13 protein-coding genes are annotated in these 13273 nt (G+C 73.8%); 8 read left to right on the forward strand and 5 right to left on the reverse strand.

Going from position 1 to position 13273, the window contains the following annotated elements; all coding sequences use genetic code 11:
- The first annotated feature begins 61 nt into the window (after nucleotides 1-61).
- Nucleotides 62-1243 (forward strand): acyl-CoA dehydrogenase family protein, encoded by a 1182-nt coding sequence (locus TK50_RS31010; RefSeq protein WP_082106795.1) that lies wholly within the window; start codon nucleotides 62-64, stop codon nucleotides 1241-1243.
- A 61-nt stretch (nucleotides 1244-1304) separates the two neighbouring features.
- Here TK50_RS31010 and TK50_RS31015 read toward each other — a convergent pair whose 3' ends face one another.
- Nucleotides 1305-2879, reverse strand: a complete 1575-nt coding sequence (locus TK50_RS31015) for an FMN-binding glutamate synthase family protein (protein WP_043969064.1) — start codon at nucleotides 2877-2879, stop codon at nucleotides 1305-1307.
- Between the two features lie 152 nt (nucleotides 2880-3031).
- On the opposite strand from TK50_RS31015, the gene TK50_RS34020 reads away from it, so the two are divergent.
- The 4 genes from TK50_RS34020 to TK50_RS31035 are packed head-to-tail and all read left to right on the forward strand — an operon-like array spanning nucleotide 3032 to nucleotide 6161.
- Nucleotides 3032-3448 (forward strand): TOBE domain-containing protein, encoded by a 417-nt coding sequence (locus TK50_RS34020; protein WP_144420444.1) that lies wholly within the window; start codon nucleotides 3032-3034, stop codon nucleotides 3446-3448.
- Entirely contained in the window at nucleotides 3445-4242 is a 798-nt protein-coding gene (modA, locus tag TK50_RS34025; RefSeq protein WP_043969065.1) for a molybdate ABC transporter substrate-binding protein, read from the forward strand. Before TK50_RS34020 ends, modA begins: the two co-directional genes overlap by 4 nt.
- A gap of 6 nt (nucleotides 4243-4248) precedes the next feature.
- A complete protein-coding gene (locus tag TK50_RS31030) occupies nucleotides 4249-5070 on the forward strand; it encodes an ABC transporter permease (RefSeq protein ID WP_043969066.1) in 822 nt (273 codons plus the stop codon).
- Nucleotides 5067-6161, forward strand: a complete 1095-nt coding sequence (locus TK50_RS31035; protein WP_199486180.1) for an ABC transporter ATP-binding protein — start codon at nucleotides 5067-5069, stop codon at nucleotides 6159-6161. The genes TK50_RS31030 and TK50_RS31035 overlap by 4 nt, the downstream gene beginning before the upstream one ends.
- An 11-nt stretch (nucleotides 6162-6172) precedes the next feature.
- On the opposite strand, the gene TK50_RS31040 is transcribed toward TK50_RS31035, so the two are convergent.
- Nucleotides 6173-6718, reverse strand: a complete 546-nt coding sequence (locus TK50_RS31040) for a MarR family winged helix-turn-helix transcriptional regulator (protein WP_043969067.1) — start codon at nucleotides 6716-6718, stop codon at nucleotides 6173-6175.
- A gap of 152 nt (nucleotides 6719-6870) precedes the next feature.
- Entirely contained in the window at nucleotides 6871-8004 is a 1134-nt protein-coding gene (locus tag TK50_RS31045) for a peptidoglycan recognition protein family protein (protein ID WP_043969068.1), read from the reverse strand.
- 330 nt (nucleotides 8005-8334) lie between these two features.
- Between TK50_RS31045 and TK50_RS31050 the strand changes: the two genes are divergently transcribed.
- The 3 genes from TK50_RS31050 (at nucleotide 8335) to TK50_RS31060 (ending at nucleotide 11864) form a co-directional block, all read left to right on the forward strand.
- On the forward strand, nucleotides 8335-10029 hold the full coding sequence (locus tag TK50_RS31050; RefSeq protein ID WP_043969070.1) for a serine/threonine protein kinase: 1695 nt from the start codon (nucleotides 8335-8337) through the stop codon (nucleotides 10027-10029).
- Between the two features lie 408 nt (nucleotides 10030-10437).
- Nucleotides 10438-10824 (forward strand): hypothetical protein, encoded by a 387-nt coding sequence (locus TK50_RS35330; protein WP_228986239.1) that lies wholly within the window; start codon nucleotides 10438-10440, stop codon nucleotides 10822-10824.
- An 89-nt stretch (nucleotides 10825-10913) separates the two neighbouring features.
- A complete protein-coding gene (locus tag TK50_RS31060; RefSeq protein WP_043969071.1) occupies nucleotides 10914-11864 on the forward strand; it encodes a mechanosensitive ion channel family protein in 951 nt (316 codons plus the stop codon).
- A 36-nt stretch (nucleotides 11865-11900) separates the two neighbouring features.
- Here TK50_RS31060 and TK50_RS31065 read toward each other — a convergent pair whose 3' ends face one another.
- Entirely contained in the window at nucleotides 11901-12305 is a 405-nt protein-coding gene (locus TK50_RS31065) for a YchJ family protein (RefSeq protein ID WP_043969072.1), read from the reverse strand.
- A 71-nt stretch (nucleotides 12306-12376) separates the two neighbouring features.
- A complete protein-coding gene (locus tag TK50_RS31070) occupies nucleotides 12377-13036 on the reverse strand; it encodes a C39 family peptidase (protein WP_043969073.1) in 660 nt (219 codons plus the stop codon).
- Nucleotides 13037-13273: the final 237 nt, after the last annotated feature.

Here is a 13273-nt window from a genome sequence, read left to right on the forward strand (position 1 = left end):
CGGGTGCGACCGTGGGACGGACAAGGTCCACAAGACCGGAGAGCCTTCCCAAGGAGGACTGGTGACTGTAACCGAAACCCCCACGCGTGAGGAGATCCTCAGCCGCGTCGCCAAGGCCGAGCCGGTGCTGCGGGAGCACGTGGCCTGGTCGGAGGAGAACCGCCGTCTGCACGAGGCGACAGTCGAGGCGATGGCCGAGGCGGGCATCTTCCGGATGCGGGTGCCCAAGCGCTACGGCGGCTACGAGTGCGACGGCGCGACGCTGGTCGAGGTCGGCGCGGCCCTGGGCCGCATCGACGCCTCCGTGGCCTGGGTCGCGATGGTGAACTGGATCCCCACCTACCTGGTCTGCATGTTCCCCGACCAGGTGCAGGACGAGGTCTTCTCGACCCCCGACGTGCGGGTCTGCGGGACCAACGCCCCCAAGGGCACGATGGTGCCGGTCGAGGGCGGCTACCTCCTCAACGGCCGTTGGCCCTTCGTCAGCGGGGCGCACCACGCGCACTGGATGGAGGCGGCGGCCGTGATCCTGCGCGACGGCGCCGAGCCGGAGCCGGTCATGACCATGGTGCCGATGTCCGACATGGAGCTCGTCGACGACTGGCACACCACCGGGCTGCGCGGCTCGGGCAGCATCACGACGGTGGCCACGAACGTCTTCCTGCCCGCCGAGCGGGTCATCCCGCTGGGCGCGGCGCTGGCCCCGAACACGCTGTCGGAGACCAACCGGAACATCCCGATCTATTCCACCCCGGCCACGCTGGTCGCCGCGGTCTCCGGGGTCGGCATGCTGGTCGGGATCGCCAAGGCGGCGTGGGACACCTTCTTCGACCGGCTCCCCGACCGGAAGATCATCTACACCGACTACCCGAGCCAGGCCGAGGCCCCGCTGACCCACCTGCGGGTCGGGGCCGCCGCCCACAAGATCGACCAGGCCATGTTCCACGCCCGGCGGATCGCCGAGGTCGTCGACCACAAGGCGTTCAGCGGCGAGGCGTGGACGGTCGAGGAGCGGGTCCGGGTGCGCGCCGACCAGGGCGAGGCGGCCCGCCTGGCCAAGGAGGTCGCCGACACCTTCCAGATGGCCAGCGGCGGCACCTCCATCTACACCGACGTCCCGATCCAGCGCATCGTGCGGGACATCACCTCGGCCGCGCTGCACGGCCTCGTCGTCCCCGACGTCAACACCGAGCTGTACGGCCGGGTGCTGTGCGGGCTGGAGCCCAACACCCTCTACATGTGACGCCCGACCACCGCGCCGGCGCTCCCACCATCGTCGCTGGGAGCGCCGGCGCGGCGCGGCGTCAGCGCACGGCGGTGGGGGAGGGCGTCGCGGTGCCGCCCCGGGGCGCCTGCGGGGTCATCAGCCGGACGATCTCCGCCCGGTCGGCCGCCGAGGGCAGGCCCCAGTCGGGACGGTAGCCGTACACCTCGCGTAGCGGCGTGGCGGAGGTGCGCCCGTCGAGGATCTCCACCGAGTCCGCGTCGATCAGGCCCGGGTGCTCCACCCCGCACGCCTCGGCGACCTTCACCAGGTCCCGGCGCAGGGTCCGCAGGTAGTTCGCCGCCCGCACCGACTTGCGCGCCGGGTCCAGGCCCCGGGCCAGCCACGGGTGCTGCGTCGCCACCCCGGTCGGGCAGGTGTCGGTGTGGCACTTCTGGGCCTGGATGCAGCCGATCGCCAGCATCGCCTCCCGGCCCACGTTGACCATGTCGCAGCCGAGGGCGAACGCCACCACGGCGTTGTCCGGCAGGCCCAGCTTGCCGGCGCCGACGAACACCACCTGCTCGTGCAGCCCCCGCTCGGCGAAGACCCTGTAGACCCGGGAGAAGCCCTGCTGGAACGGCAGCGACACCGAGTCCGTGAAGATCAGCGGTGCCGCGCCGGTGCCGCCCTCGCCGCCGTCGACGGTGACGAAGTCGATCCCCCGGCCGGTGTCGCGCATCAGGGTGGCCAGCTCCGCCCAGAAGCCGAGGTCGCCGACGGCGGACTTGATCCCCACCGGCAGGCCGGTCTCGGCGGCCAGCAGCTCCACCCAGTCCAGCAGGCTGTCGCAGTCGGCGAACTCGGCGTGCCGGGACGGGCTGACGCAGTCGCGCCCCTGCGGGACGCCCCGGGTCGCGGCGATCTCCGCCGACACCTTCGCCCCCGGCAGCAGCCCGCCCAGGCTCGGCTTCGCGCCCTGGCTCAGCTTCACCTCCAGCGCCCGCACCGGCGCACTGGCGACCAGGTCCTTCAGCCGGGCCAGGTCGAACCGGCCGCGCTCGTCGCGGCAGCCGAAGTATGCGGTGCCGAGCTGGAACACCAGCTCCCCGCCGCGCCGGTGGTACGGCGACAGGCCGCCCTCGCCGGTGTTGTGCAGGCAGCCGGCCAGGGCCGCGCCCCGGTTGAGCGCCGCCACGGCGTTGCCCGACAGCGAGCCGAAGCTCATCCCGGAGATGTTGACCACCGACTCCGGCCGGAACGCCCGCGCCCGCCCCCGGGCCGCCCCGAGCACCTTCGCGCACGGCAGCCGCACGTCCTGCCCAGCGGCCGGCGCCGACGGCGGCACGGCCCGGCCGAACGTGCGGTGCTTGATGATCGGATAGCCGGCCGTGTACTCGATGTCGTTGTCCGTGCCGAACCCGAAGTAGTTGTTCTCCTGCTTCGCCGACGCGTACACCCAGCGCCGCTGGTCGCGGGTGAACGGCCGCTCCTCGTTGTTGCCGGCCACGATGTACTGCCGCAGCTCGGGGCCGAGCGACTCCAGCAGGTACCGGGCCCGCCCGAGCACGGGGAAGTTGCGCAGCAGGGCGTGGTCGCGTTGCAGGACGTCGCGGGCGGCGAGGGCCGCGACGGCGGCGGTGACGGCGGGTACGGCTCGGCGGGCCCATCTCATGCCGCCAGTCTCCCCGCACCCGCCGGCCGCCGCACGGTTCGTCCGCGCTCCGCCGCCTGCCGCACCTGCCATGGGCCTGGCCCTTGTCAGCTTGCTGATGCCAGGTAGAACCCGCAGTTTGCCCCGCAGAAGCGGCACGGTAGGGTGTCGGCGTGGCGATGTTCCGGATCGGCGAGGCCGCCGAACTGCTCGGCGTCAGCACCGACACGGTGCGACGCTGGGTCGACGCCGGCCGCCTCGCCGCCACCCGCGACGCGCAGGGCCACCGGGTGCTCGACGGCGTGGACCTGGCCGCCTTCGTCCGGGCCGCGGCCGCCGCGCCCGAGGAGCACGCCGAGCTGTCCTCGGCGCGCAACCGGCTGCGCGGCATCGTCACCGCCGTGGTCAAGGACACCGTTATGGCCCAGGTCGACATCCAGGCCGGGCCGTTCCGGGTCGTGTCGCTGATGAGCCGCGAGGCGGTCGACGACCTGGGCCTCGAGGTCGGTGCGATCGCCGTCGCGGTGATCAAGTCGACGACGGTCGTGGTGGAGCGGCCGTCCGCTGCGAAAGGCAGGACCGGCACGTGACCGGAGCGACGACCCGCACCGCCCTGGCCGGGGCGCTCACCCTGGCCCTCGCCCTTGCCGGTTGCGCCGGCGGGGCCGACCGGCCGGCGCCGGGGGAGAGCGGCGCCGAGGTGCGTGGCCCGGTCACCGTCCTCGCCGCGGCGTCGCTGACGGAGTCGTTCCACCGGCTCGGCGACGAGTTCGAGGCCGCCCACCCGGGCACCACCGTCACCTTCAGCTTCGCCGGCAGCTCGGCCCTCGCCACCCAGGTCAACCAGGGCGCCCCCGCCGACGTGTTCGCCGCCGCGTCCCCGGCCACCATGCGCCCGGTCACCGACGCCGGCAACGCCGCCGGCGAGCCGACCACCTTCGCCCGCAACCAGCTGGTCGTCGCCGTGCCGAAGGGCAACCCGGGGGGCGTCGGCACACTGGCCGACCTGACCCGGCCCGGGGTGAAGGTGGCGCTCTGCGCCGAGCAGGTGCCCTGCGGCGCGGCGGCCCGCACCGCCCTGGACGCTGCCGGCGTGGCGCTCACCCCGGTCACCCTCGAATCCGACGTCAAGGGCGCGCTGGCCAAGGTGCGCCTCGGCGAGGTCGACGCCGCGCTGGTCTACCGCACCGACGCCACCGCCGCCGCGTCCCAGGTGGACGCCGTGGAGTTTCCCGAGTCGGCCCGGGCCGTCAACGACTACCCGATCGTCGTGCTGCGGCAGGCCGGCAACCCGACGGCCGCGCGGGCCTTCGTCGCGTACGTGCTGTCCGACCGGGGCCGGGCCGCGCTGACCGCCGCCGGGTTCCAGCCGCCCCGGGCCTGACCGCCGGTGGTACGCCCACCCGCCCCGGCCCCGCGCCGCCGCGTCCCCGGCCGGCGGGTGCCCGTCGCCCTGTTCGTTCCCGCCGGCCTCGGGCTGGCCTTCCTCGTGCTGCCCCTGACCGGGCTGCTCGCCCGCGCCCCGTGGGCCACCCTGCCGCAGCGGCTCGCCGCGCCGGGGGTGCTCACCGCGCTGCGGCTGTCCCTGCTGACCGCCACCGGAGCGACGCTGCTCTGCCTCGCCCTCGGCGTACCCCTGGCCTGGGTGTTGGCGCGGGTGCGGTTCCCCGGCCGGCGGCTGGTGCGGGCGCTGGTCACGGTGCCGTTGGTGCTGCCGCCGGTGGTCGGCGGCGTGGCCCTGCTGCTGGTCTTCGGCCGCCGGGGGCTGCTCGGCGGCTGGCTCGACGCCACCTTCGGCGTCACCCTGCCGTTCACCACCGCCGGGGTGGTCCTCGCCGAGGCGTTCGTGGCCATGCCGTTCCTGGTCATCGCCGTCGAGGGTGCCCTGCGCGCCGCCGACAGCCGGTACGAGGAGGCCGCCGCCACCCTGGGCGCGGGCCGGTGGACGACGTTCACCCACGTCACGCTGCCGCTGGTCGCCCCCGGGGTGGCGGCCGGCGCGGTGCTGTGCTGGGCCCGCGCCCTCGGCGAGTTCGGCGCGACCATCACCTTCGCCGGCAACTTCCCCGGCCGCACCCAGACCATGCCGCTGGCCGTCTACCTGGCCCTGGAGACCGACCTGGAGGCCGCGATCGTGCTGAGCCTGGTGCTGCTCACCGTCTCGGTGGCGATCCTCGCCGGCCTGCGTGACCGCTGGGTCACCGGCCCGTGACCGCCGCCGGGCCGTGCCGCCGGGCGGCCGGGACCCCGCTGCTCGACGCCCACCTCGTCGCCGACCGGGGCGGATTCCACCTCGACGTGGCGCTGCGGGTGCGGGCGGGGGAGGTGGTCGCGCTGCTCGGGCCCAACGGCGCGGGCAAGACCACCGCGCTGCGCGCCCTGGCCGGCCTGCACCCGCTGGCGGCCGGGCACCTCACCCTCGACGGGGTCGACCTCGACCGCCCCGACGGGCGGGTGTGGGTCCCGCCGGAGCGCCGCCCGGTCGGCGTCGTCTTCCAGGACTACCTGCTCTTCCCGCACCTGAGCGCCCGCGACAACGTCGCCTTCGGTCCCCGCCGGCGCGGCGCGGACCGGCGCGCCGCCCGCGCCCGCGCCGACGCCTGGCTGGACCGGGTCGGCCTCGCCGGCTACGCCCGCCGCCGTCCCCGGCAGCTCTCCGGCGGCCAGGCCCAGCGGGTGGCGCTGGCCCGGGCCCTCGCCGTGGAGCCGACCCTGCTGCTGCTCGACGAGCCGCTCGCCGCCCTCGACGCCCGCACCCGCGTGGACACCCGCGCCGAGCTGCACCGCCACCTCGGCGCGCACCCCGGCGCGACCGTGCTGGTCACCCACGATCCCCTCGACGCGCTGGTGCTGGCCGACCGGCTGGTCATCGTGGAGGGCGGCCGGGTGGTCCAGGAGGGGGACGCGGCCGCCGTCACCGCCCGCCCCCGCACCGACTACGTCGCCCGACTGGTCGGGCTGAACCTGCACCGGGGCCACGCCGACGGCCACCAGGTGCGCGTCGGGGCGCTGACCCTGACCGCCGTCGACCGCGTCGTCGGGGAGGCGTTCGTCGCGTTCCCGCCCGCCGCCGTGGCCCTGCACCCGGCCCGGCCCGACGGCAGCCCCCGCAACACCTGGCCCGCCACGGTGGCCGGGGTGCAGCGGCACGGGGACCATCTGCGGGTCGAGTTGGACGGCCCGCTGCCGGTCTCCGCCGACGTCACCCCGGCGGCCGTCGCCGCGCTGCGGCTGCGCCCCGGCCAGCAGGTGTGGGCGGCGGTGAAGGCCGCCGAGACCCGCGCGTACCCGGCGGGCGGCTGATCCGCACCGGCTCAGGTGGTCGACGCCTCCGGCCCGGTCGGCACGCGGCCGGCGCGTGGACGCGGGGCGTGCTCCCGCGCCAGCGACCAGCCGTGGCACCACTGCCGCTCCGGCGTCTCGTCCGCGGCCACCGCGAACGCGGTCAGGGCCGCGACCGCCTCCGGGCACCAGTGCGCGGCCGTCTGCGCGACGATGCGGGACAGCGCCTCCCGCCGCCGGCGGAACACCTCGTCGACCAGGCCGGCCCCCGTGGCGCTCAGCCGCAGCCGCACCACCCGGCGGTCGCTGGCCGAGCGGGTCCGCTGGACCAGCCCCTTGGCGGCCAGCCGGTCGCACATCCGGGTGCCCGCGGAGGGGGCGACGCCGAGCTCGGCGGCAATCTCCGCCGCGCGTTGGGGCCCTCGCGCGGCCAGGACGACCAGCGTGCGGAACTGGGACAGGGTGACCTCCGGGCCGATCCCGGCCAGCGACCGGGTGGTCAGCCCGACGAGGGCCCCGCTGGCGGCCAGGAGCGCCGCCACCGCCTCGTCCTCGATGCCCGGCGGTGGATCGGCCATGGTGGACCTCCGGCTGCGGTGCGGGCGGCGGGAGTCCATCATGGCAGCAATAAATCCGTTTTGCGTAGCGACAGGCCGGTATGCGCACCCGCCCTGCGCGGGCGCGACGACGCCGGGCGGACCGGCCGTCACCGGTCCGCCCGCCGGGCTCGTCAGGGCCGCCGCAGTGACTGTCGGACGACTCCGCCGACGATCGCGCACCACGTGCTCGTGCCGACCTTGCCGTTGGGCGGCAGGCCGTGCAGCCGCTGCACGTCCTGCACGGCCCGGCGGGTGGCGTGGTCGAACTCGCCGGTCACCGCCACGTCGGCGTAGCCCTTCCAGTTGAGGATGAACTGCACGGCGCTGACCGGCGCGCCGCTGGCGTCCCGGTCCAGCTCGGGGGCGAGGGTCTCCCAGGTGGGCGTGGTGAGGGTGGCGTCCACGTCGACCGGGATGCCGTTGCGGGCCTGCCAGTCCTGCACGGCGGCGACGGTGGCGGTGTCGAACGTGCTGTTGACGGGCACCGCGTAGCCACGGTGGGTGAGCAGGTATTGCACCACCCGCACCGAGGGGGAGCTGACGAACCGCCACAGGTCCGGCCAGCGCCGGGCCGGCACGTCGCCGAGGCTGGTGCCCAGCTCGCGGGCCACCCGCCTGCGCAGCTCCGGGAACTGCCGGTAGAACGCCGTCCCGGGGCACGCGGTGGTGCGGAAGTCCCAGTGGCCGAAGATGTCGTGGGCGTGCAGGCCGTACTGCCGGCCGATCGTGGCGCAGAGCCTGACCAGCGAGTCCAGCAGCGCCTCCGGCGGGGTCTCGTCGACGTACGTGCCCTCGTTCTCGATGCCGATGGCGCGCCCGTTCTCGCCCGGGCAGTGCGCGGAGACCATCTGCCGGTCGCCGGCGGCCAGCCGTTCGAGGCTGCCGTGCCGGCCCTCCAGCACGTAGCCGCCGCGGCTGACGGTGAAGTGCTGGCCGGTGTCCGACCAGCCGTTGCCGTCCATGTGCAGGTCCTGGCAGTCCCGGGCCAGCTTCACGGCCTGCTCGCGGGAGTAGTCGGTGACGTTCGGGAACGCCATGTGATGCACGATGATCTTGTTGGTGGCGATCTCGCTGACCGAGAGCGGATCGGCCGGTGGCCGGGCGTCCCACTCGTCGCAGCCGATGATCCAGTCGAGGTCCGCACCGGACGCCGCCCGCGCGGAGGCGGGGGTCGCGAGCTGCGTGCCGACGACGGCGACCGTGGCCGCGCCGAGCCCGGCCCGCAGCAGGGTGCGGCGGTCGAGCTCCGGATGGTCGAAGTGCATGGCATCTCCTCTGTGGCCGACGGCGGCGCATGAGTGAAAAGGAGCTCCAGGAGCAATGCGTGATGTGGAGGATATTGCCAACGCGGGTCGCGCGCCAGGGGTCAGTCGCCGCCCCGACGGTCCGGCCCACTTCACCTAGCCTCCTAGGATGCCTTAGGCGACGTGCGCCACGTCGCCACCACCAACCGACACCGGCGAACGAAAGCACACCCGGGGAAGGGGATGCAGCCGTTGCGCCGATGGCCGACTGGACGGCGCCGGTCACAATGAGCGGCGTCGGATTCGGGTGTGTGCGGGCCAGCGGCCCGGGGGAGCGGTGGAGACCGTCGAATGAGCGCCAACAGCTGGCTGGTGTCCGGCTACACCGAGGTCCGTGAGCTGGGCTCGGGTGCGTCGGGTCGGGTGGTGCTGGCCACCCACGACGCGACCGGCACCCCGGTCGCCGTGAAGTACCTCGTCGGTGGCCTCGGCGGTGACCCGTCGTTCCGTGAGTCCTTCCGCGCCGAGGCCCGCCTGCTGGCCGACATCGACGACCCGCACGTTTCCCGCCTCTACGAGTACGTCGAGTCGCCCACCGGGGCGGCGATCGTCATGGAGCTGGTCAACGGCGTCTCGCTGCGGCAGATGCTGCGGGCCAACGGGCCCACCGGGCCGGAGGCGGCGCTCTGCGTCCTCAAGGGTTCGCTCGCCGGCCTGGCGGCCGCGCACGACCGGGGCGTGGTGCACCGCGACTACAAGCCGGAGAACGTGCTGGTCACCGCTCAGGGGGAGAGCAAGCTCGCCGACTTCGGCATCGCCATGCCGATCGGCGGGGAGTCGACCACCATCGTCAGCGGCACGCCCCGCTACATGGCGCCGGAGCAGTGGACCGGCGCGGCGGCGGCCCCGGCCTGCGACATCTACGCCGCGACGGCGACCTTCTTCGAGTGCCTGACGGGCCGTCCCCCGTACGACGGGCGGAGCCTGCTGGCCCTGCGTGACCAGCATGCCAGCGCGCCGGTGCCCACCGATCCGGCCCCGCCGCCGGTGCACGAGCTGCTGCGCCGGGGGATGGCCAAGCGGCCCGACGACCGGCCGCAGCCGGCGCAGGTCTTCCTCGGTTTCCTGGAGCAGATCGCGGGCGGGGCGTACGGGCCGGACTGGGAGGAGCGCGGGGTGCGGGAGCTGGCCCGGCGGGCCGCCCTGCTGGCAGCGTTCTTCCCGTTTCCGGATTCCTCGGGCGGCAGCACGAGCGTGGCCAGCACGGTCCTCGGGTCGGACGCCGGGTTGGGCAGGGGTCGGGAGATCCGCACCGGTCGGCGGATGCGGACGGGGCGGGCGCGTACGGCCCTGGTCGGGGGGGCGTTGGTGGCGGCGGTGCTGGTCGGCGGTGCTGGTTACCGGTACGCCTCGGGTGCGGAGCCTGACGTCGCGGCGCCGGTGGAGGCGAAGGACCCGACCGGGGCGGTGACGCCGGTTTCGGGCGGTGGTTCCGCGTCGGTCGCGCCGGAGGTCACGGTGAGTCCGTCGGGCGGTACCCCGACGCCTGCGCCGACGTCGGCGAGTCCGACGGTGGCGGCCCCGACCACGGGTGCGCCGGCCACGACGCGTCCGCCGTCGCCGACGAGCCGGCCCACCCGGACGGCGTCGGCGACTCCCAGCCCGAGTGCGAGCACGTCGTCCCCGCCGTCGGATGTCACCGCGCCCTCGGTGGGGTCGCCGAGCACCGGGTCGACGACGTTGGAGCCGGAGAACTGCAAGTACGGGCCGAGGTCGACGTCGGTGACGGTGAGTGTGACCGACGATCGTTCGGAGGCGGGGGAGTTGCGGGTGACGTTCCGGTACACCGTGGGTCGGTTGTCCACGTCGGTGGGCATGGAGTCGGTGGGGAAGGGCGTCTTCCAGGGCACGTTGGGTCCGTTCGCGGCGCCGGAGACGACGGTTCGTATCCCGGTGTCCGTCACGGCGGTCGACGCCGCGGGGAACTCGGCCGGGCCGGTGGGGCCGGTGTATGTAAGTCTGCAGCCGTTCTGCACGCCGGGTTGATCGCGGGTGGGGTCGAGTGGGTGGGGTCGAGGTTGATGGGGGGCGGCGTTGAGTAGTCCGAACGAGCCGACGGCGGCGTTGCCCGCTGACGGTGCGCCGACGGAGGCGTTGCCGGTTGCGGGCGCGTCGGTGGGGGAGCCGACCGTGGACCTGGGTAGCACCGTGGTTCTGGGTCGGACGGTGGGTGTGGGGCGTACGCAGGTGTCCGGTGCCGGTTCGGAGGCGACGGTGGCGGGGGCGGTGTCGTCTCGTACCGTCGGGGTTTCCACCGAGCCGGTGGCCGCGGCCGGGGGTGAGACGCGGTTTGGTCCGGGGGTGCCGGTGGGGCCGCCGGCGGCCCCGGCCTGGCCGCAGCCGGGTGCGGGTGCGGGGGTGCGGTCGCGGTCGGTGTGGCGTCGGGTGGTTTCCGTGCTGTCCACCCTGCTGACGGTGGTGTTGCTGGTGGCGGTCGGGTTGTTCCTGTGGCAGCGGCTGAGCCCGTTGGAGATCGAGGGTGTCACGGTGGCGGTGGTCGAGCCGGCCGGGACCCGGTGTGACGTGACGGTGGAGGTGGCGGCGACGGTGCGGACGAACGGCAACGCCGGGACGATTCGTTACCAGTGGCTGCGTTCGGGTTCGCCGCCTGGTGCGCTGGTCAGCGAGCGGGTCGGCCGGGGACAGCGGTCGGTGAGTCTGCCGTTGAAGTGGTCGTTCACGGGTGTGGGCACGGCTCGGGAGACGGCGACGGTCAACATCGTGGAGCCGTCGGTGACGCAGGCGGGTACGGAGGTTCGGTACGCCTGTCGTCGTCGTTGACGGTCGCGCCGGGGGTGCCGTTTTCGCGCGGGTGGGTCAGGGTAGAGCGGACGGGTTGTTCGCTGTCCCTGGTGTGAAGGATCTGTGCGATGAGAGACGATTTCGGCGACGCGGTGGGTGACGTGCTGCGTGCGGTGTTGCTTTTCCTGCCCAAGGCCGTGGGTTTCGTGGTGGTCCTGGTGGTCGGGTGGTTGGTCGCCAAGGCTGTGGTGCGGGTGGTGGGCAGGGTGTTGGCGCGGGTCGGGTTCGACCGGGCGGTGGAGCGTGGGGGGATCAAGACGGCGTTGGCGCGGTCGCGGTACGACGCGAGTGAGATCGTGGCGAAGCTGGCGTACTACGGGGTGCTGTTGGTGACGTTGCATGTGGCGTTCGGTTTGTGGGGGCCGAATCCGATCTCGGATCTGATCGCTGCGGTGGTGGCCTGGTTGCCGAGGGCGTTCGTGGCGATCGTGATCGTGGTGGTGGCTGCCGCGATCGCTCGGGCGGTGAAGGACATCATCAGCAGTGCGTTGGGTGGGTTGTCGTACGGGCGGGTGTTGGCGGGCGTGGCGTCGGTGTTCATCGTGGGGTTGGGGGTGATCGCGGCGCTGAATCAGGTGGGCGTGGCGACGGCGGTGACGACGCCGGTGCTGGTGGCGGTGCTGGCGACGGTGGGCGGGATTCTGGTGGTCGGTGTCGGTGGTGGGTTGGTGCGTCCGATGCAGAGTCGGTGGGAGTCGTGGTTGAGCCGGGCGGAGCGGGAGTCGCGGGTGGTGGCGACGCACGCGCGGGCGTATCGGGCGGGGCGGCGGGATGTGGAGGAGCGGTTGGCTGCGGCGGCTGCGCCGGTGGCGGGGGAGGATGTGGATCGGACGCAGGTGGTGCCTCGGGTGGGTGAGGAGTCGGAGCGTACCCAGCCGGTGGGTCCGTACGCGGAGTCGGAGGTGACGCGGCCGATTCCGCCGTTCGCGCAGCGTGGTGGCGGGCACGAGGCTGTGGTGGGTGACGACGAGGCGACGGTGGTGATTCCTCGGCCGGACGGGGGTGGTGTCGGCCGGTGAGGTGGGGGCTGTTGGCGTCGGCCGGGGTGGTGCGGTTCAGTCGGGTTGGGCGTCGAGGTAGACCCAGCGGCCGTTCTCGCGGGTGAAGCGGCTGTGTTCGGTGAGGGTCGCGGGTCGGCCGGCCTGTCGGTAGTGGGCTTGGAAGGTGACGGTGCCGGTGGTGTCGAGCAGGCCGCCGCGTTCGGTGTGGAGGATGTCGAGTCGGGTCCATCGTTGGCCGGGTTCGGGGTGCAGGTGGGTGGGGCGGGTGGAGGTGTGCCAGCTGCGCAGCAGGTAGGTGGTGTCGCCGATGGCGTAGGCGCTGTATCGGGAGCGCATGAGTGCTTCGGCGGTGGCGGCGTCGGCTTGGCCTCGGTGGAGTTTGCCGCAGCAGTCGGGGTAGGGCTGGCCGGTGCCGCACGGGCAGGGGTGGGTTGCCGGGTTGCGGTGTCGTTTCGCCACGTGGTCATCCTGCCGTAGTGGTGCAGAAAGGGCCGGCCCCGGTGGGGCCGGCCCTTTCTGGTGGTTGCGGGTCAGGAGGTGGCGTAGCCGCGGGTGGCGATCCAGTCGGCGAGGTGGTCGACGGTGATCCAGTAGCTGGCCTGGTCGGGGTTGGCCGAGTCGGCGATCTTGACGGTGTGGCCGTTGTCGCGGTAGCCGACGACGCTGATGTAGTGGCCGCCCTCGAAGGAGTGGGTGACGCCGTCGGTGTCGGTGGTGGTGCCGGCGATGTTGGCGACGACTGCGCGGCCGTTGTCGACGGTGCGGACGATGTCGGCCCGCAGGGTGTCGGTCTGCTTGTCGTCGGCCTTGTGGGTGCGGATCTCGACGCTGCGGTAGGCGTCGGGCTTGCCGGTCTCCTTGTTGAGTACGGGGGTGATGTCGTTGATGGAGTTGGTGCCGGCCTCGGTGGTGCCCATCTCCTTGGCCATGGTGTCCACGTCGATGTTCTTGCCCTGCACGCTCAGCGCGTTGCGCGCCGCCGCCGGGCCACAGTAGAAGAAGTTCGGCTGCGCCTCGTAGCGCACGTCCAGCTGACGCTCACCCGCCGGCCGACGCTCCGCCTGCACCGACGCGGCGGCCCGCTCCGCGGGAGCGGCCTGCGCGGCCAGCGCCGGACCCGCGATCCCACCAGCGGTCGCAGCGATACCAGCAACGGTCAGAGCGGTACGACGAATCAGATCGGTACGCATAACAGCGTGCTCCTCTGCTCGGGGGAAGGTCGCGACGCCGTCCAGGGGACGCGGCGCCGCGGGAAGAACTGAGGGGGACGAACTCCCGGCGGCCGGGGGGCCTGCTCGGGGTGTCGGGAGGATGTAACGACCCTGGCCCGTCCGCCATTCCCCGACCCGGCATCCGGGCTCACGGGGCGGGGCCGACCAGGGAACCGACCAGGCGGCAGAGCCCCGGTCGCATGCCAGATACAACGC

The sequence above is a fragment of the Micromonospora haikouensis genome, assembly GCF_000876225.1.
GTDB lineage: Bacteria > Actinomycetota > Actinomycetes > Mycobacteriales > Micromonosporaceae > Micromonospora > Micromonospora haikouensis.

Excerpts from the sequence above, each read along its gene's own strand:
- TK50_RS31015 (WP_043969064.1), bottom strand. The coding sequence starts at position 2,879 with ATGAGATGGGCCCGCCGAGCCGTACCCGCCGTCACCGCCGCCGTCGCG.
- TK50_RS31040 (WP_043969067.1), bottom strand. The coding sequence starts at position 6,718 with ATGGCCGATCCACCGCCGGGCATCGAGGACGAGGCGGTGGCGGCGCTC.
- TK50_RS31045 (WP_043969068.1), bottom strand. The coding sequence starts at position 8,004 with ATGCACTTCGACCATCCGGAGCTCGACCGCCGCACCCTGCTGCGGGCC.
- TK50_RS31050 (WP_043969070.1), top strand. The coding sequence starts at position 8,335 with ATGAGCGCCAACAGCTGGCTGGTGTCCGGCTACACCGAGGTCCGTGAG.
- TK50_RS31060 (WP_043969071.1), top strand. The coding sequence starts at position 10,914 with ATGAGAGACGATTTCGGCGACGCGGTGGGTGACGTGCTGCGTGCGGTG.
- TK50_RS31070 (WP_043969073.1), bottom strand. The coding sequence starts at position 13,036 with ATGCGTACCGATCTGATTCGTCGTACCGCTCTGACCGTTGCTGGTATC.